Origin of the sequence: Nostoc sp. DedSLP04 (assembly GCF_034530775.1) — a bacterium.
Taxonomy (GTDB): Bacteria; Cyanobacteriota; Cyanobacteriia; order Cyanobacteriales; family Nostocaceae; genus Nostoc.
Genome location: NZ_JAVRCL010000038.1, coordinates 50,568 through 70,296, shown reverse-complemented (window position 1 = coordinate 70,296; position 19,729 = coordinate 50,568). Strand labels below are relative to the sequence as shown.

Annotated in this window: 13 protein-coding genes; 8 read left to right on the top strand and 5 right to left on the bottom strand. The window is 43.0% G+C overall.

What is annotated here, in order from left to right:
• Positions 1-453: 453 nt before the first annotated feature.
• Positions 454-840, bottom strand: coding sequence for a response regulator (locus RMX89_RS21445; RefSeq protein ID WP_322674459.1), 387 nt, complete (start codon positions 838-840; stop codon positions 454-456).
• A complete protein-coding gene (locus RMX89_RS21440) occupies positions 812-3,940 on the bottom strand; it encodes a response regulator (protein WP_322690358.1) in 3,129 nt (1,042 codons plus the stop codon). Before RMX89_RS21440 ends, RMX89_RS21445 begins: the two co-directional genes overlap by 29 nt.
• 382 nt (positions 3,941-4,322) lie before the next feature.
• On the opposite strand from RMX89_RS21440, the gene RMX89_RS21435 reads away from it, so the two are divergent.
• Positions 4,323-4,727 carry an NIL domain-containing protein gene (locus RMX89_RS21435; RefSeq protein WP_322690357.1) on the top strand — a complete coding sequence of 135 codons (405 nt, stop codon included), beginning with the start codon at positions 4,323-4,325 and terminating at the stop codon, positions 4,725-4,727.
• Between the two features lie 30 nt (positions 4,728-4,757).
• Here RMX89_RS21435 and RMX89_RS21430 read toward each other — a convergent pair whose 3' ends face one another.
• Positions 4,758-5,825 (bottom strand): DUF3616 domain-containing protein, encoded by a 1,068-nt coding sequence (locus tag RMX89_RS21430; RefSeq protein WP_322690356.1) that lies wholly within the window; start codon positions 5,823-5,825, stop codon positions 4,758-4,760.
• A gap of 289 nt (positions 5,826-6,114) precedes the next feature.
• Here RMX89_RS21430 and RMX89_RS21425 point away from each other — a divergent pair, with 289 nt between their 5' ends.
• The 7 genes from RMX89_RS21425 (at position 6,115) to RMX89_RS21395 (ending at position 15,806) form a co-directional block, all read left to right on the top strand.
• Positions 6,115-7,098: a CHAD domain-containing protein gene (locus RMX89_RS21425; protein WP_322690355.1), complete on the top strand. Its 984-nt coding sequence runs from the start codon at positions 6,115-6,117 to the stop codon at positions 7,096-7,098.
• Positions 7,099-7,908: 810 nt separating this feature from the next.
• Positions 7,909-9,273 carry an LLM class flavin-dependent oxidoreductase gene (locus tag RMX89_RS21420; RefSeq protein WP_322690354.1) on the top strand — a complete coding sequence of 455 codons (1,365 nt, stop codon included), beginning with the start codon at positions 7,909-7,911 and terminating at the stop codon, positions 9,271-9,273.
• 240 nt (positions 9,274-9,513) lie between these two features.
• Positions 9,514-11,052 carry an amidohydrolase family protein gene (locus tag RMX89_RS21415; RefSeq protein WP_322690353.1) on the top strand — a complete coding sequence of 513 codons (1,539 nt, stop codon included), beginning with the start codon at positions 9,514-9,516 and terminating at the stop codon, positions 11,050-11,052.
• Between the two features lie 129 nt (positions 11,053-11,181).
• On the top strand, positions 11,182-11,892 hold the full coding sequence (locus RMX89_RS21410) for a dienelactone hydrolase family protein (protein WP_322690352.1): 711 nt from the start codon (positions 11,182-11,184) through the stop codon (positions 11,890-11,892).
• A gap of 154 nt (positions 11,893-12,046) precedes the next feature.
• Positions 12,047-12,667: a GDSL-type esterase/lipase family protein gene (locus RMX89_RS21405; RefSeq protein ID WP_322690351.1), complete on the top strand. Its 621-nt coding sequence runs from the start codon at positions 12,047-12,049 to the stop codon at positions 12,665-12,667.
• 109 nt (positions 12,668-12,776) lie between these two features.
• Entirely contained in the window at positions 12,777-13,775 is a 999-nt protein-coding gene (locus tag RMX89_RS21400; protein ID WP_322690350.1) for an aldo/keto reductase, read from the top strand.
• 150 nt (positions 13,776-13,925) lie between these two features.
• Positions 13,926-15,806, top strand: coding sequence for an ABC transporter ATP-binding protein (locus tag RMX89_RS21395; protein ID WP_322690349.1), 1,881 nt, complete (start codon positions 13,926-13,928; stop codon positions 15,804-15,806).
• 191 nt (positions 15,807-15,997) lie between these two features.
• Here RMX89_RS21395 and RMX89_RS21390 read toward each other — a convergent pair whose 3' ends face one another.
• Both RMX89_RS21390 and RMX89_RS21385 read right to left on the bottom strand, forming a co-directional pair.
• Positions 15,998-18,175 carry a tetratricopeptide repeat protein gene (locus RMX89_RS21390; protein ID WP_322690348.1) on the bottom strand — a complete coding sequence of 726 codons (2,178 nt, stop codon included), beginning with the start codon at positions 18,173-18,175 and terminating at the stop codon, positions 15,998-16,000.
• The gene (locus RMX89_RS21385) at positions 18,132-19,478 is read right to left on the bottom strand and encodes a P-loop NTPase fold protein (RefSeq protein ID WP_322690347.1); all 1,347 of its coding nucleotides are present in this window, start codon (positions 19,476-19,478) and stop codon (positions 18,132-18,134) included. Before RMX89_RS21385 ends, RMX89_RS21390 begins: the two co-directional genes overlap by 44 nt.
• Positions 19,479-19,729: the final 251 nt, after the last annotated feature.

The following is a 19,729-nucleotide window of genomic DNA, read 5'->3' as shown; positions in this document are numbered from 1 at the left end:
AGATTTAATTTGTTAATCGACAAAATCCACTGCTTATTTTACAGCATCAAGTAGTTCAGATAATATATATTAATTTTTATAATAAAAATTGAACTAATTTTATTGCATATATAAACATAAGTTATTACTATTCATAAAAAAAGGTTCTTGGTTGACTCAAATTGTAGTAAATAGCTAATTTTGTAACTTAGTTACAATTTATTTAAGTTGTTTGTTTATATTATATATTTCAACAACAATTGAATATATTTTTATTCATTGTGTTCTTTAACACCTAAAAAATTTTTAAATCACTTTTCCCTCAATACGCTTGGGTTAAGGGCTAATGGCAAAAATTTTGGGTTTTGGAGACGCGATAAATCGCCGTCTCTACAAGTGTTTTGGCCCGATATTAACTGTATTGACTTTTGCCTACGTCTATTTTTTATAAATTAATTTACTATAGATTTTGTTCTACTTTTCTAGGCTCCAGCCCAAGGCTACGGCTACTTCAGCAGCTAATTCTAGAGGATTGAATGGTTTTGCGATCGCGGTAATCATTCCCATCTGATTATAGCGACGGCGATCGGAAGCCTGGATTTTAGCAGTTAACAAAATTACTGGAATCGCTTTGGTTAATGGATTGGCTTGTAACTTTTCAAAGGTAGTGATGCCATCCATCTCTGGCATCATCACATCTAGTAAAATTGCATCTGGTTGGTAAGTCTCAGCTTTAATTATGCCTTCTTGACCAGAACTCGCAGTCACTACTTTCCAGCCTGCGACTGTTTCTAAGCAAATCTTGGCAACTTCTTGAATATACTGTTCGTTATCAACCACTAGAATTTGCTTTGTTGTCATCGCTGCTATCCTCTTGTTGCTTCGGGGTAATGCTCTGAAGTAATTTCATCACCCGTTGTTCAAATTCCTTAGTAGTCACACGCCCGTTGCTCAAAAATTCTGCATCTGGACTTTGTTGGCTATTTGTAGTTGGCTCGTAACTACTATGAACTAAGAGAATGTTGGAAGAGTCTTCTAAATCAGGATTTTGGAAAGCCCGAAATAATGGCAGAGTGACGTAAAAAGTGCTACCTTCACCTAATACACTTTCAGCCCAGATGCGTCCGCTGTGTTGTTGCATAATGCTCTTGCAAATTGCCAAACCTAAACCAGTTCCGTCATGGTTACGTGAATCTGAAGAGTCAACTTGTTGAAAGCGCTCAAAGATACTCTCAAGTTTGTCTGTTGGGATACCGCGTCCGATATCTTTGACTGTCAACAAAACTTCATTCTCTTGTGGTTGCGCCCCCAACCAAACTGTAGATCCAGCAGACGAGAATTTAATGGCGTTACTCAATAGATTGGTCAATGTTTGGACAATGCGATCGCAATCTGCCAATACTTGGCCAGATTCGGCAGAAACGGATACTTTCACTCCTGCTTTGTCAGCCAAAGGCTGCATGACATTTACTGCTTGAACGATCAAGTCAACAATATTGCAGATTTCTGGTTCCATCTTCGCCTTACCCGACTCGATGCGCTCAATGTCTAGGATGTCGTTAATTAAACGTACTAGGCGTTCGCTGCTATCAGTGGCAATTTGCAATAGGCGTTTTCCCTGCTCTGAGTTTGTTGCTAGCAAACCACTGGCTAGCATTCCTAGAGAGCCGTGAATCGAAGTTAAAGGTGTGCGGAGTTCATGACTAACAACAGAGACAAATTCATCTTTCATGCGTTCAATTAGTTTGCGCTCTGTGATATCTCGTAAAATAACCGTATAAAATATTTCCTCAGCCATCTCTATTTTGGAGATAGAAGCCTCGGCTGGAAATTCAGTACCATCCTTGCGGCGTCCGTAGATTTCACGCCGTTCTCCCATCCGACGGGCAACATTGGGAGATTGACCAAAGTCAACCACATGTTGACGATGCGCTTGAAAAAAACGCTGCGGTAAGAGTAAATCAAGTCCTTGTCCAATCACTTCTTGGGCCGAGTAGCCGAAAATCTTCTCTGCTCCTTGATTAAACAAAGTGATGCTTTGGAACCCGTTAATGGAAATAATTGCATCATCAGCAATATCTAAAATTCGTGCAAATCGAGCTTGAGAGAACCGTAATTCTCCCTGTGTCCGTTGACGTTCATCAAGTTGTGACTGCAACTGTTGATTCACCCGAATTAACTCAGCAGTGCGCTCTGCTACTCGCAATTCCAGTTCGTTGATGGCTTGTAAATTGAGAGATGAGCGAGGCAAAGAAGAATTCACTACTCTATCTTCCCCTGCTCCCCCTGCTCCCCCTGCTTCCCCTGCCCCCTTGCCCCCCTGCCCCCCTGCCTCCCTGCCTCCCTGCACGACGCGCTGCCGCAATTTCATCCGTTCTAAGCGATTGACGATCCGGGTTACTAGTTCTGGCCCAACAATGGGCTTACTTACAAAGTCATCAGCACCAACGCTAAACACTTGATTTACCATTTCGGCATCGCTATGCACAGTCAGGAATAGAATCGGTAACTCACACCAGCGCGAATCGTTGCGTACTAATTGGCAAAGTTTTATACCATTTGTATAAGGTAATTCCACATCCAGAATCAGCATATCTGGCGTAATTATTTCTAAGATTTCCCAGAACTGACGCGGATCTTCAAGAGCGATCGCTTTTAGTCCCCAAGGACTAAGTAAGGTTTGTAAAAATGCCTGAATTTGCGGATCGTCATCCACAACCAATATTTTAGTTTCTGCATGAAGGTCATTTTCCAGTGGTTGTGTGACTGTTTCTAAAACCTGTGGCGTTGGTGATGCAGATATTGCTGCTACTTCGTTTCCGTCAATTTCCCGACGCAATAACTTTACCCAACTTTCGAGGTTGCTAATTTCAGATTGACTCAGGGGTTGACCAGAACTCAGTAACAGTTCGATATTGCGTGCTAATTTAGAGCCAAGAGGCAAGCCAAAAGTACCTAAAGATCCCGCCAAGCTATGCGCCTCTTTGGCTGCAAGCGATCGCAAATCGGGATTTAAACTATTTTGGTTTAAAGTTGCGATCGCTTCCTCCAGCACCCTCACCTGCTCGTCTACCCGCTTTTGAAATCGTTGCCAAATTTCCGCAACTGCCATTAATGTTTGCTGTTGTGATTTGAGATTAGGAACCAAGGATTTTTCACAATCTAATTCCCCTCTGCTCCTCTGCCCCTCTGCTCCTCTGCTCCTCTGCCCCCCTGCCCCTCTGCCCCCCTGCTCCTCTGCCCCTCTGCCCCCCTGCCCCTCTGCCCCTCTGCCCCCCTGCCCCTCTGCCAGTGATTTCAGCCGATAGCCAATACCGTAAACTGTTTCAACCAAATCACTGGGCGCTCCTACAGCTTTGAGTTTGTGTCGTAACCCTTTGATATGGGTGCGAACAGCTTCTTCTTGTGGAGTGTCTTCATAACACCACAGATGTTCTAAAATCATGCCGCAGCTAAACACCCGACGAGTATTTCGCAAGAATAGTTCTAAAAGAGCATACTCTTTGGGAGTAAGTGCCAGCAGCTTTCCAGCATACATCACTTCACAGCTACTAGGGTCTAGCTGCAATCCACCATACTCCAGTACAGGTTGTGAGGTTACACCTCTGCGACGCAACAGTGCCCGAACACGAGCAATTAACTCTTCTGCGTCAAAGGGTTTAACTACGTAGTCATCTGCGCCTGCATCTAGTCCGATCGCTTTCTCATGACTACTATCGCACCCTGTCAATAATAATATTGGCATTTGCAGACCACTAGACCGAATTTGACGACAAAGACTAATACCATCCAGTTTGGGCAACATTACATCTAGAAGGATTAAATCATAATCATAAGTTTGAATAAAATTCCAAGCAGTATCACCATCAGTGGCAACTTCAACCGCGTAGTTTTGGTTAGTTAAAACGCAGGTGAGTGAATATGCACTTAACTCGTCATCTTCGACAACTAAAATTTTCATGTTAAAAGCTTTCCAAGTTAAAATGGATATAACAGATAACAAGTAATAAATTTAAATGGCAAGTTTAATATAGTATCAATACTGATTTTTAAAGCATCTTCCAAAAGGTCTATATTTGCGGTTCCCAATATTAACAAATATCAATATTGATTAATTTTAATTAGATTTTCTAGCTACCTGCCCAGGAGCAGATGCCTTGCTCGTTCGTGCAACTTACTGTAGGAAAGGACTGTTAACGAAGGCAGGAGGTAGGAGGCCGTTTTTGTAACGGGGATTTATACCCCGCTTGCCAAACTTTTGCCTTAAAAGGCGAGGTTTTAGACTTGATTGTTTCGATAAAACTCTCAATACGTTACAACAGAAAAAACCCTCTGCTAAACCTGTGAAAAAACGAGTAACACTCACCTTCCCGAAACGCGCCGTGCAAATGCCAGTCACTTACGTACTGGCTAAAGAGTTCAACGTCGCTGCTAATATTATCCGCGCTCAAGTTGCCCCCAATCAAATTGGCAAATTGGTAGTGGAATTATCGGGAGACATCGATCAATTAGATGCGGCGATCGAGTGGATGCGATCGCGTAATGTTAATGTTTCTTCGACGTTAGGCGAAATTGCGATCAACGAGGATGTGTGTGTCCACTGTGGCTTGTGTACTGGGGTTTGTCCTACCGAAGCCCTCACCCTCCAGCCAGAGACATACAAGTTGACATTCACGCGATCGCGCTGTATCGTCTGCGAACAGTGTATCCCCACCTGTCCCGTACAAGCAATTTCTACTAACATTTAACAATCTAAAATCCCAAAATCAAGATTAAAGTTAGCCCAACTTAAACACATCCGCCATTACACTATCATCACCCACCAGCCTACTTTTTGCTGGAGAATCATAAACTACCAATAGCGAAGGTATGCCAGTTACATCCTGAAACAGCGTCATTCCTTCAGCGTGTTCTTCCCGATTCCCATAAGGAATATCTTGCACAAAATCGGGATTGCTGAAGACATTTTCTCGCATATTCACACCATTTACCCAGCGATAAACTTGCACGGGGCCATCTAAATCCATCGTTGGCCCAGCTAAAATCAACAAATCTTTATCATCTACATACAAATCTCGAATTCCCAAACCATTCAACCAGATAAAATGCTTTTTATATAACTCCTGCAATTCTCCAATTTGCTTTAGTTTCATCAATCCAGGTGTAGAATCTTCTAACTCTATTTCCAGCACCACAGCCCAACCTCGCAATACAGGCCCGCGCAAACCCAGAAAGACGCGGTTTTGATAAATGCCTATTCCTTCAATATCAAAGCCATTATCCTTTCCGGGAATTCCTGCCTTAATAAACAAGCCTAAATGGGCATCATCTGCCAAAGCTGTCATCAGCAAATTACCCTGATTCGTCACCTCTAATTTACTGGCAGTCAATTGCACATCTGGCTTTTCGGGATGTGGGCAAGATGAGAATAGCTTACCGTCTATCAGAGGAATTCGACCTAAAATGTAACGGTTAGGTTCTGATTCAATTTTTGCTAACCTTTTAAAGTTTTTGGCATCTGTATTTTCGGGTTTGGATTTTTTACGTTTGTAGCTGTGAGAACCAACAAACCATAAGTAATTATCCGCGTAAGCCAGTCCTTCTATATCAATTTCTTCCTCTTCTGGTGCAGGTAAATCGATAAATTCTGCTACACGAAATTGTAGATGTTCTGTAAATTTATCAGTATCAATCAAAGAAAGACGCTCAATAGTTGAAGTTTCATCTGACCCTAACCATAAATACTTCTGATGTGTTAGTAGCAGTGCTGATAAATCTTCTCTATGCTCTTTAAAAGAATCTACAAAAGTCAATAAAACTTGATTTAACAGATGTAAGTTTGACATTTTAAATTATATTGATATTTACAAACATATTAGCCATGCTATTATAATATATAATTTGGATGCGCAAAAAATCTGATTCTCAAAACTATAGCTTATATCAACTGAAGGTGATGAAATGATTGTAACCCTTTGATAGATATTGCATATTTCTAAAATAGAATGCAACTATCAATAGTTATAAGCATAGCTAAGAATTCTCATACCTAAAAAAATCTCAAAAGTATATGCAATTTATCAAATAATCTTGTTATTATGCAATAACTTCGTCAGGTAATAATTCAGATAAATTATGAAATTAGATACACAACCTACAGTAAAAACTCTTGGTGACTACGCCTACCAAGCGATTGAAAAACACTTTAAGAAAACTTTGAAGTGGGAAAAGTCAGTGAAGAAAGATGAAGATCCAGAAGCGCTGCACCAAATGCGAGTGGGAATGCGCCGCCTACGGACAGCGGTAACTCGGTTTGGGCTAGCAGTGGATCTGTCGAAACCAGTCAGCGATAAAAATATTGGTAAAATAGCTCGTCGTCTTGGTAATCTGCGAGATTTAGACGTACTTAAAGAAAGTTTGGAAAATAATTATAAACCAAACTTACCCCGCAAGGAACAGGAATCTCTGCAAACAGCTTTTACAGCTTTGGCGAAACAACGTGAAGATGTAGAATCGAGCGTGCAGAAAACATTAAACGATGAATCTTACAAGTCTTTAAAAGATGCATTGGATAAGTGGTTAGAAAAACCAACTTATCAACCTTTGGCATCTATTGCCATTCAGCAAGTACTACCAGACTTACTTTTACCAGAAGTGAGTAACTTCTTATTGCATCCAGGTTGGCTAGTTGGTACTGAAGTTGTAGAATCAGAAGTGAAAATCCAGAAAAAATGGAAACCAAAAAAAATAGAAAAACAATTGACAACAGAAGGTGAAAATCTTCATAGTTTGCGAAAAGAAGCTAAACGTATACGCTATCAAATGGAGTTATTTACTGACTTATATGGCGAATCTTACGAAGCTTATATTACAGAAGTGAAAAATATCCAAGAAATTTTGGGTACGATGCAAGATAGTGCCGTTTTAACTGACTGGCTTGGAGATGTATATAAGTCAGAAATTCACACTGAGTTGCCCACCCTTGCTAATTTATTAACTGAAAATCGTTACCAGTCGTGGCAGCAGTGGCAACCTTTGCAAGAACGGTATCTTAAAACTGAAACCAGACATAGTTTTCATTTAACAATACTGCACCCACTTTCAGGAGTAATCAATTAAAAGTTACTCTTTGTTGAGAAAAGATTGGACTAACAAACGGCAGTGTCAGTAATTACCTTCTTCACCATGCTCCTTGTTCAGTCTATTTTGTGCAACTTCCCATTGATGACAAAAAAGCTGAAGTTGTAAAAGAAAGGGCGATCGCTTCCACTAGCAGCTAATTTTCATGGCAATGTCTTACCTCGTTCCCAGCCTCCGGCTATTGGTGACAACTTAAAGTGTGGTTTGCTAAACCACTAGGAGAGGGGCTGGGGGAGAGGTCAAAATAGCACTCGTCGAACTCCTAAGAAATAAGGCAGGAGGCAGGAGGCAGAAGGAAAGAGGATTTGACTTGTTTCTTTCGCCCTTCCCGCAGATGCGCCTCCGTTGGAGACTCACGTTAAATAACTATATAGTCAGTAAATAATTAGTTTGCAATACTTAATGTTTGAAAAACTAATTATTAGTTTTTCGTGTTATTGTGATTTCCAGCACATCTTTTTTTGTATTTATTGTGTAGGCTCTATCTGGTAAGTAAAATTACTAGATAAATTTATGGTGATTAGAGCGCCAAGCAGCAGAATTCCTAATTTTGCTGTGGTATTAACCTGACTTACAGTTCGGTTATTTGATTTTTGAGCAATTAGTAGGTAACTGAACGGCAAGTTACTAGAAAAGCTTTGCATGACGACATTGAGTGTCTAGCAAGAGGTGAATGCCTACCTTTTGTAGCAGTAGTAATCATAACTGGCGTAGCGCAAATCAGCCATACCGAGCCTAAGCTTTCTCCACGAGACGCTCCGCTAACGCACTATAAGCAAAGAAAAATATATGAGTACAACACGCAAAATTCGTTTAGGTGCATTCATTCAAGCCACCGGACACCATGTCTCTGCTTGGCGACACCCCGATTCACAAGCAGATGCGGGACTGAATTTTGAGCATTACAAAGAAATTACCCAAACCGCCGAACGCGGCTTATTCGATGCAGTTTTCTTGGCAGATAGTCCAGGAGTCTGGGGCGGCGCTCCAGAAACTCAGCATCGCAATGGTAAAATTGCCCATTTTGAGCCTGTTACCCTCTTCTCGGCCTTGTCGTCTGTAACTCAAAAAATCGGCTTCATTTCCACCGCTTCGACCACTTATGAAGAACCCTACACCTTGGCACGTAAGTTTGCTTCCCTAGACTACTTGAGTAAAGGCCGGGCCGGGTGGAATGTAGTCACAACAGGCAATGAAAATGCTGCACGTAATTTCGGGCTTGAGCATCACCCAGAACACAGCCAGCGTTATGAACGAGCTGAAGAGTTTGTGGAAGTGGTGAAAGGTCTATGGGATAGTTGGGAAGACGATGCTTTCATCCGTGACAAAGAGTCTGGTGTCTATTTCGATCCTGATAAACTGCATACATTGAACCACAACGGCAAATATTTCTCTGTAAAAGGCCCTTTAAATGTTGGTCGTCCGCCCCAAGGTTATCCAGTGATTGTTCAGGCTGGAGCCTCCGAATCGGGACGGGACTTAGCTGCACGCACTGCTGAGGTGATTTTCACCGCCAATCAAACCCTAGCCGATGCCCAAGAGTTTTATGCTGATGTCAAAGGTAGGCTAGCACAATATGGGCGATCGCCAGACGATCTCAAAATTATGCCTGGTGCTTTCCCAATCATTGGCCGTACTGAATCAGAAGCTCAAGAAAAATACGAATTCTTGCAATCGTTAATCCATCCCGATGTCGCTTGGGGGATTTTAAAGAACTATTACAAGGGCGTGGATTTGTCGAAATATTCTTTAGATGATGTGGCTCCCGAACTACCCAGCGACACCAACACTAACAAAAGTCGTCTCAAACTAGTTAGAGATTTGGCTACTCGTGGGACTCTCACGCTGCGCCAGTTGTATCTCTCTCTTGCTACCGCACGAGGTCATCGCACCATACTCGGTACTCCCGAAACCATTGCCGACCAACTAGAAGAATGGTTCAACAACGGTGCAGCCGATGGCTTTAATATCATGCCGCCAATCCTTCCCACAGGATTGGATGAATTCGTTAACTTAGTCGTTCCCGTTCTCCAGAAACGCGGACTGTTCCGTACTGAATACGAAGGCAGTACTTTGCGCGAAAACCTGGGATTGCGTCGTCCGGCTAATCGTTTTGCTGCTAAACAACTAGATGAAAGATTGGTGTTGGCGTAAATGATTTTTCATATCTGCACTGTGTTTATAGTGCTGTAGTGTAAATGAATTTTTCACGGATGCTTATGCCATACCTTTTAAATTGCACTTTCTGTAGATCGCCACCTACAGACAATTGTGGAGAGACGCGATTGTGGAGAGACGCGATAAATCGCCGTCTCTACAGGAAATGTATTTGTCAATAGCAGCATTGGATGCTGAAAAAACTTGTAATTTTTGTACTGTAGGCAAGGAAAAAACATGACTGAATATAGCCGATTAAAGACCTCACGCTCTGCTGCAATCAGAGCAACCCTTGATTATCCAGTAATCGACACCGATGTTCACACCAATGATTTCACGCCAGCTTTTGAGGATTACATCGCTAAGTACGGCGGTGTGAAACTTGTAGATGAGTTACGCAAGACGGAAGCCTCGCGCCTCAACTCCAAGAGCAACGGTAAAGATTGGTATCAACAAACTCCCGAAGAACGTCAATACAACCGGACAATCCGATCGCCTTGGTGGGCTAGAGTTACCAAAAATACATTGGATCTCGCTACTTACACCCTTCCTGGATTGCTCTATGAGCGTCAGGCGGAGCAAGGATCGGACTATTCGGTGCTGTTTCCCAACAATGTTTTGGCACCGGCTGGAGCGAGTGCAGAGAATCGTCAAGCATTGCAACGCGCGGTTAATCACTATCATGCTGATATTTACCGGAAATATAGCGATCGCTTGACACCGGTAGCTGGTATCCCATTAACTACTCCCCAAGAAGGCATTGAGGAGCTAGAGTTCGCTGTGAAAACACTGGGCTTAAAAGTGATTAATATCACTGGCGGTGTGAAACGGCCAATCAAAGCGATCGCTGATAAATATCCAGCCGATAAATTCCCCGAAATCGCCAAGTATGCTTCTTATATCGACTTTTACGGACTAGATAGTGAATACGACTACGATCCTTTCTGGGCAAAGGTCGTGGAACTTGGCGTACCTGTCACCACCCATTACGGCAGTCAGGGTTGGACTGGCCGCTCCTCCATCAGTAATTACATGAACAACCATATCGGTCACTTCGCCGATGGTTCGGAAGCATTTGCGAAGGCGCTGTTCTTCGGCGGTGTTACCAAGCGTTTTCCCCAGTTGCGCGTAGCGATGCTGGAAGGTGGGGCAGATTGGGGTGCGCGTGTCTACATTCATTTGGTAGATCGTTTCTCCAAGCGCAATATCAAGGCACTGGAAAACTACAATCCAGCGTTGACGAATTCTGATGAGTTGTTTGAAATATTTGAGCGCTACGGTGCAGAAGTTACTCAAGGGTATTCCCTCGATAAGGATGAATTGACCAAGACTGTACTAGGAGCTTCATTCAGCCGTCATAGCCGTGCGCCAATTGGTAGCGAATTGGACGATTTTGCAGCCGCAGGTATTGAAACAATTGAAGACATCCGCGATCGCTGGGTGAATAGTTTCTTCTTTGGTTCCGAGTCCGACGATCGCACGATCGCTACGGCATTTAATGACAAAGCCAATCCCTTGGGAGTCAAAATCAACGCCATCTATTCCTCCGATGTTGGTCACTGGGATGTACCAGACTTAACTTCTCCCTTGGCTGAAAGCTGGGATCTCGTACAAGAAGGCGTCCTGACCGAAGCCGACTTCAAATCCTATGTATTCGCTAATCCCTACAAGTTTTACACCCAAGCTAACCCCGATTTCTTCAAGGGTACAGCGATCGAATCCAAAGTAGGTAACAGCGAATTTCAACAAGTGGACAAGAGTTTAGTAGTGGCGTAAAAGGTGAGATCGGGGAGTGGGGGGAAATGAAGGAGATGAGGAGGACAAGGGGGACAAGGGAGAATTATTAAACAAGTTTCTTCCTTATCTCCCCCCTCTTCCTTGTCTTTTACCAATGCCCCATGCCCCATGCCCAATTCCCAATTCCCAATTAAATTAGGAGTCATAACAATGCCTGTTGAACAACGCTCTCATGACACTAACAATGGTTCCTTGCCTTATCTGTTCTCACCTGTTTCTAACAATGCCAAGCAACCTGCACCCTTAGTACTTTTTCTGCATGGAGGACGCGATCGCGGGACGGATTTGAATGTACTACTGAAATGGGGTTTACCTCGTTTCGTGGATTTATCCGACTCATTGCCTTATGTCTTCGCTGCACCCCAAATTCTGGCTGAACAGACTTGGGCAGATCGAGCAGATGATGTGCTTACTTTGCTTGATGAACTGATTGTTTCTCAGCCTGTCGATCCAGCGCGGGTGATATTAGCCGGGTTCAGCTTAGGCTCGGCAGGTATCTGGCATATCGCTGCTTTACATCCCGATCGCTTCGCAGGTTTGGTACCTGTGTCTGGACGCGTACCAAAAACATTAGCAGAAAGCGAACTAGTTGCACTCAAAAACATTCCCGTTCAGATATTTCAAGGTGGACAGGATAAAAATCTGCCGATTGAGGATACAGAGCATTTTGTTGAGCGCTTACGCAAAGTCGGGGGGAAAGTCGATTTGACAGTGCTACCGGAAGGCGATCATTTTATTGCAGATGAGGTATACGGCGATCCGAAGTTACAGCAATGGCTAATTTCTCAGAATCGGCGTGAAATTTCTGTAGTTGCTTGAGGTGAAATGTTCAAAAACTAACTTGCAATATTCTCTGAGGTAGGCAGCGTCCTGCCTGCCTAACATAACAATATATTAATATCTTCTAGAATCATGAACATAATGCTTCTTCTCAAGTCAAAGCCGAACTTTTTCGGCAAAATTTAGTTGACTTATGTCAGATTCTCGCAAAGAAATCAGAATTTGTTTTATTGGTGAATCCTTTGTCAATGGCACAGGCGATCCAGAGTTTCTGGGTTGGACAGGTAGAGTGTGCCGCAATGCTGAGTCAAGAGGATACGCTATCACCCATTACAACTTGGGGGTGCGGGCAGAGACAAGTCGGTATCTCAAACAACGTTGGTACTCGGAAGTCTCGTATCGTTTCCCAAAAGAATTTGATGGTCGAGTAGTGTTTTCCTTTGGGGCAAACGATTCAGGATGGGCGGGTAAACAGCAAGGAATCGAACTTCCAGAGTCGATCGCAAATGCTCGCAGTATCTTAAGCCAAGCAAAGCAACTCTATCCGATTTTGATGGTTAGTCCGCCACCCTGTGGTGATGTCGATCAAGAAAAAAGAAATCAAATTCTTGCAAATCTGTCAAAGGAATTCGCGTTGGTTTGCGATCAACTAGATGTTCCGTATCTTGATGTGTTTTCTAGTTTGGTGAAGTCGCCGATCTGGTTAGCGGAAGCAAAAGCCAATGACGGCGCTCACCCAAAAGCTGATGGTTATGCAGAATTTGCTGCGATCGTCCAAAACTGGGAAGGTTGGTTAAATTGGTTCACACCTTAAAAATCATGGCTTAGTCGATGTGTCAGGGTTTTAGTTTTGCGTTAGCGAAGCGGAACGCACGTCGCATTCTATTTAAAATTTCCACACTTTCTCAATTAACAACATCTTTATGACTTTACCAACCACTAATCTCGGTAAAACTGGATTGACCGTTTCGCGTCTTTGTCTCGGCACTATGACCTTTGGTTTGCAGACCGACGAAGAAACTTCCAGGCAAATCCTTGACACCGCCGCCGATGGTGGAATCAACTTTTTGGATACAGCCGACGTTTATCCCCTCGGCGGCGGACTTGCGACTGCGGGACGCACTGAAGAAATCGTTGGGCGCTGGCTCAAAGGCAAACGCGAACATTTTATTTTAGCTACCAAGTGCGTTGGTCGAGTTGGCCCTGCACCTTGGGATCAAGGGGCTTCGCGTAAACATATTTTGGATGCGATCGATGCTTCCCTGCGACGCTTGGGAACTGATTATATCGACCTGTATCAGTTGCACTCCGATGATGCTTCAACCCCCCTTGATGAAACTCTGGAAGCGCTGGATGCAGTGATTCGTGCTGGCAAGGTGCGCTACATCGGGGTTTCTAACTTCTTAGCCTACCGACTCGCGCGCGCCTTGGGTCGTGCTGAGACGCGCAATTTAACCAAGTTCATCTCAATTCAGCCCCGCTACAATCTATTGTTCCGCGAAATTGAGCGAGAACTATTGCCCCTAGCCAAAGAAGAAGGACTAGGTGTAATTTCTTATAATCCATTGGCGGGTGGTCTACTTACAGGTAAACACAATTTTACTCAAGGCCCCACGTCAGGTACGCGTTTTACGTTAGGTGCTGCCGCAGAACGTTATCAAGAACGCTACTGGCGCGATCGCGAATTTAATACTGTTGAAGATTTACGCACCGTAGCGGATCTCGCCGGATTTTCCCTCACCACTCTAGCAGTGGCTTGGGTTTTATCTAATCCGATTATCACTGCCCCCATCATTGGCGCTAGCCGTCCAGAACAACTTGCTGACAACCTCAAGGCACTAGAACTAAAACTTGACGACAATTTAAAACAAAAGTTAGATGACATAACCGCCAAATACCGAAGAGGAGATTCTCTTCGTTAGAAACTAGAGACGCAGCGAATAACAAATGACAAATGACAAATGACTCAAAGTGGAGTACTTCTAAAAGTCTCTAATGCCATCGGGCGGCTTATCTAGTCGTCCATTTTTATCTGGTAGAAAAGTGAAAATGATGCTAAGAGATCGACTTTCATGACGAAAAAAGCTAGACAATCCAAATCCTTTCAACGTGCCCCTGATGCACCAGATTTGCCATCAACTCCATTTAAGTTCATTTGCTATTTTGTTAACCAGTTTCGCTGGTGGTATGTGTTAATGGTAATCCTGGAGGTAATACACGCAACTTGTGGCATTATGTTGCCTTATGCTATTGGCGAGATCATTCGGGGCGTGACGCGATCGACAAGCGACAGCAAGCCCATTTTTGATGCCATGAAGCAACCCCTGATGTTATTCATCGGCTTGAGCGTCGGTGAAGTGGTATTTGGGCGCTCGGCTGGACTCTTGCAAACTATTCTCCATCCCATCCATCGACAGCACATAGTGCGATCGCTATATGCCTATTTACAACACCATTCGCATCGCTACTTAAGCAGCAGTTTTTCTGGGGCATTGGCACATCGGATTAGCGAAACTTCTCTGGGTGTTACCCAGACGATGCAAATGATGATTACTGAATTTATGCCAGTAATTGTTGTGTATTCCGTCGCCACGACGATACTGTATCGCGCCTATCCTCCACTGGCTGCACTCGTGGGAATATGGGCAGTTCTCTTCATCAGTATTTCGTTTTGGCTGGCAACTCGCTGCCGATTTTACTCCCGGAAAGCCGCAGCCGCCAGAAGTGAGACAACTGGCATCATTGTAGATACAGTCACAAATCTCACTAGTAGCCGACTGTTTGCTCGCTTCGGTTTTGAACGACGTTATTTGAACGAGCAATTAAGGCACGAACTCAAACACGTGAGAGAGTCCAACTGGTACTCGGAGCGCATTCGCTGGTTTCAGTTCATCTCAGCAGCCATTCTGAAAATCAGCACCCTGTATTACTCGCTTTCTCTCTGGAGTCAAGGAAAGATCGCTACTGCTGACTTTGTTGTAGCAACCAGCTTATCACTGTTGATCATCAGTGAAGCGCGTAATTTGAGCCGCCGCTTTCTGGAATTTTTTGAACACGTTGGGAATGTCGCCAATGGTGTTTTCACCATCGTTCAACCCCACGAATTAGTCGATCGCGAGAAAGCGATCGCCCACTCAATCACTCAAGGTAAGATTGAGTTTCGGCGGGTGAATTTCAACTACACAGAAGAGAAGAAAGTTTTCAACAACCTTTCTGTCACCATCCAAGCGGGACAGCGTGTCGGACTGGTGGGCTTGTCCGGCTCTGGAAAATCCACCTTTGTCAATCTGATTCTGCGTTTATTCGACCCACAATCTGGGCAGATTATCATTGATGGGGTCGATATTCGAGACATGACTCAGGATGCACTACACGCTCAGATCAGTTTGATTCCCCAAGATCCGTCTCTGTTCCATCGCACTTTGCTAGAAAATATTCGTTACGGACGCTTGGATGCAACCGATGAGGAAGTGATGGAAGCTTCGCGAAAAGCTCATGCTCACGATTTCATCGTCCAAAGCAAGGATGGTTACAATTCTCTGGTGGGCGAACGTGGCGTTAAGTTGTCTGGGGGGCAAAGACAACGGATTGTAATCGCACGGGTAATTCTCAAAGATGCGCCGATTCTGATTTTAGATGAAGCCACCTCTAGCCTCGATTCAATCACCGAAAAAGCGATCCAGGATACCCTCGACTTAGCAATGAATGGCAAAACGGTCATCGTGGTAGCTCATCGATTATCTACCATCGTGCATCTAGATAGAATTCTGGTGTTCGACAAAGGTCGAATTATCGAAGATGGTTCCCACGACAAACTGCTGGCACTCGGCGGCGCTTACTACAGATTATGGAAAATGCAAGCGGGTGGATTTCTACCGGAAAATCTCGACGAGGAACGCATACGCGAGGTTCGCACTGATGCGGATAACGTCGAAAAGGGAATGATTGCTTGACAGGTTGAAGCTGGACTTGCTGACACCATACTCATTGTAACTTTTAAGGATAACTGGAGAAGGATCGCTCTCCCAAACCAATCAAGCAAACGCGATTCCTGCGGACAGCTTCGCTAACGCCCTTCCCCACAACCCAAACGCGTAGACGCAACGCGGCTTGTCGTTAGACATCGCACATCGCCCAGATCCTTTTACTCCGGTAAACCCTCTAAAATCTCCCGTACTACCTTAGACCAATATTCATCTTGATACTCAACATATATCTCCAACGCTGTCTGCAAATTAGCCCTAGCCTCTGCATAGTTTTCCTCTGCTTGTGCTAGCGTTCCTAAACAATGAAGCGTGAGAGCTTGCGAATAGCGATCGCCAAATTCGATTTTGATTTCCAGGGCTTGTTGATAATAATCTTGTGCCTGGTTGTATTGGCGCAACTCTTGGGCAACCCTTCCCAACTGCTGGTAAGTCCTAGCACTCGAATAGCGATCGCCAAATTCGATATATATTTCCAGGGCTTGTTGATAATAATCCCGTGCCTGGTCGTATTGGCGCAACTGTTGGGCAACGATTCCCAAATTGTGGTAAGTGCTAGCACTCGAATAGCGATCGCCAAATTCGATTTTGATTTCCAGGGCTTGTTGATAATAATCTTGTGCCTGGTCGTATTGGCGCAACTGTTGGGCAACCCTTCCCAACTGGTTGTAAGTGCTAGCACTCGAATAGCGATCGCCAAATTCGATTTTGATTTCCAGGGCTTGTTGATAATAATTCCGTGCCTGGTCGTATTCCCGCAACTGTTGGGCAACGATTCCCAAATTGTGGTAAGTCCCAGCACTCGAATAGCGATCGCCAAATTCGAGAAATATTTCCAGGGCTTGTTGATAATAATCTTGTGCCTGGTTGTATTGGCGCAACTCTTGGGCAACCCTTCCCAACTGCTGGTAAGTCCTAGCACTCGAATAGCGATCGCCAAATTCGATATATATTTCCAGGGCTTGTTGATAATAATCCCGTGCCTGGTCGTATTCCCGCAACTGTTGGGCAACGATTCCCAAATTGTGGTAAGTCCCAGCACTCGAATAGCGATCGCCAAATTCGATTGTGATTTCCAGGGCTTGTTGATAATAATCTTGTGCCTGGTCGTATTGGCGCAACTCTTGGGCAACCCTTCCCAACTGCTGGTAAGTGCTAGCACTCGAATAGCGATCGCCAAATTCGATTTTGATTTCCAAGGCTTGTTGATAATAATCTTGTGCCTGGTCGTATTGGCGCAACTCTTGGGCAACTCTTCCCAACTGGTGGTAAGTGCTAGCACTCGAATAGCGATCGCCAAATTCGATTTCGATTTCCAGGGCTTGTTGATAATAATCCTGTGCCTGGTGGAACTGTCGCATATCCAGAGAGACATTACCTAAATAAAACAAGGAATTGGCGACAGCACGACGATTTTTATGCTTTTTGGCAAGATCCAAAGCTTGTTGATGATAGCTATTTGCAGATTCAAATTGTCGTTGCTGCCGATAGCTTTTACCTAACTGATTAATAACTTCAATTTGTAAGGAATAATCAAAAAATTTCTTGATAATTTCACAAGCTTTTTCTAAATATTCTCTAGCTTGGATTGGTTTGTGCTGGCTTAAATATGCTTTACCCAATTCATTTAAAATATTACAGCAATTGCGGAGATGTTCTGGGCTGGGTATTTCTCCAGTTGGGTTATATTCCATCAACAGACCATGTAATAAGTCGATACGTTCTTGTTGTTCTGGTGTTGGTAAGCGTTCTATATTTATGTCTGTATTCAGAGTATTGGCAATTGCCCTATCTCTAGTCAATTCTGTGGTTTTAAAGCGAAATAAACCTGATTTCCAAGCCCAAAAATCAGGTGCAAATTTTGCTAACCGCGAAATCGCATAATCTGGCAAGATAAATAAAAGCGGATGAGGTACGGTTTGACGATAGGAATCACGGACGAAGTTTAAATCCTGTAAAACTGGTGGATAATCTCCAAAAACACCAATTGATTTTTCTAAATTCCGAATTAATAAAACAAGCTTTTTATTTGTTTCTTTAGTAATTTTGGCTAATTGCTGCACCAATTCATCCCGCAGAAATCGCAAATTCTTCTCAGGAAAATCTAAAACCACAAATTGGATTTCTTCACATTGAGGATTCTGTTGCAATCCAGCAATTAATAGGTCTATATCGGGTGTAAAGTTAATTTCAATGAAACCTAATGTAAAATTTTCTGCAAAATTGACAAATGTCACTAATTCAGCAAATTCATCTTTATTAGAGGCAATAAATTTACCTATTTCGGATTGAATTTCACTGTTTTTGTGCTGATTGGAGAGCTTGTTGGAAGAACTCATTTCGCTTCACCACCGGATTTGGATAATTCCATCGTTTATCGCCGTTATATTCCAAAACGGAAGTATTAAATAACATTAATTGTCCAATTTCATCTTTACTGACATTTTTAGTTAAGCAAACCTGAGCCAAATGAGCGTAATGTTCTTCAGGAATAAACCGCTCAAAACTAAATTGTTGCTGTTTAACTGCATACTCTATATCTTCGTACATAATTTTTGCGTGTTTTTTGGTACTCGCTGTTTGACATGCAGAGCGCATCATTTGCATTAACTGACGCACATGGCCACCACTTGCTTTTGCTAGTTCTAATAATTGATTACGGCTCTCAAAAATTGCATCAACATCAACCCGTTTTTCAATTACACTTGCCATCGCATCTAAGCCCGTCTGATCGTAATTTAGATCGCATTTATGCCGTTCAAATTCATAGATATTAATCATCGGCACAATATGAGGATTACCATCAAATTGATTTAGGGGATTTTTCGGCGAACAAAGAATTGAAATCGGTACTGTATAAATGATTGTACAATTTAATTCCTGCATCTGAGCCGCATAATCAAAGAACAAATGTTCTGCTACCACAGGAGGAACCCGATCCAAATTATCGAAGATAATTAATAAACCTTTACATTCAGGAAATTTTTGTCGCAATTTTGTGTAAGCGTCGATTAATAACAGATTAGTATCAGATTTGAGGCGAGATAAATCTTTTTCTAGAGTTTGCCGAATAGTTGTCTTTTGCTTGTCCGAGCCTTTAATTTGTGCCAGCAACTTAACCATTAGTTTAGCGAGAAATGGCGCAGTAGGGCTGAGAGTTGCTTCTGCCTCGACGTTGACTGATTTCTCGACACTTTGCTCGTTTTCTTGAGTAATGTCTTTAAACCATGACTCAAAACTTTTTAATAAATCTTGATTAAAAGTCAAACCTAATTTTCGTAATTCAAATTCAACTTGTTTAATTACAATCAAATATAAATCTGTATACCGGGTATCATTAATATCTGTCTCTTCGTTCGCTTCTAAATAAATAACTCGATAATTGTTTTCCCAAAGACTCTGAATTTTTTTTAACTCCGTACTTTTTCCACAACCGCGATGTCCGGTAAATAAAATTGTTGTAAAATCACCTGCTTCTTGAAAATCCAAAATTGTACTGACATTATCAATAGCCGAAGTTTTCCGCACCAGCGACAGATCGACATAATACCGTTCCATTTCTGCTGGTTCAAGCGGCTCAACATTACAAGCCAAAAAAGCCGCTTTAAGAGTATTTGCACGCTGAAAACTTGAGTGAGGCATTCTTTTGAGCAGATAACAATCACCAACTTTTAAATTTTAAGCGATCGCCTATCAAATTTAGCAAATACAGCTATAGGACTCATAAAACTCCGCGCGGAAGTTCGGAAATTAGTTATGATTCCTACAATCATTGCACCCCAAAGAGCCAAAGCTATGCTTTGGCTCTCCTTTCCTTGGTATCAACACTCGTAACTCGCTTAACCTTGAACACTAGTTGCCAAAATTGAAGCGTTTGCAACAATTGCTCTTTC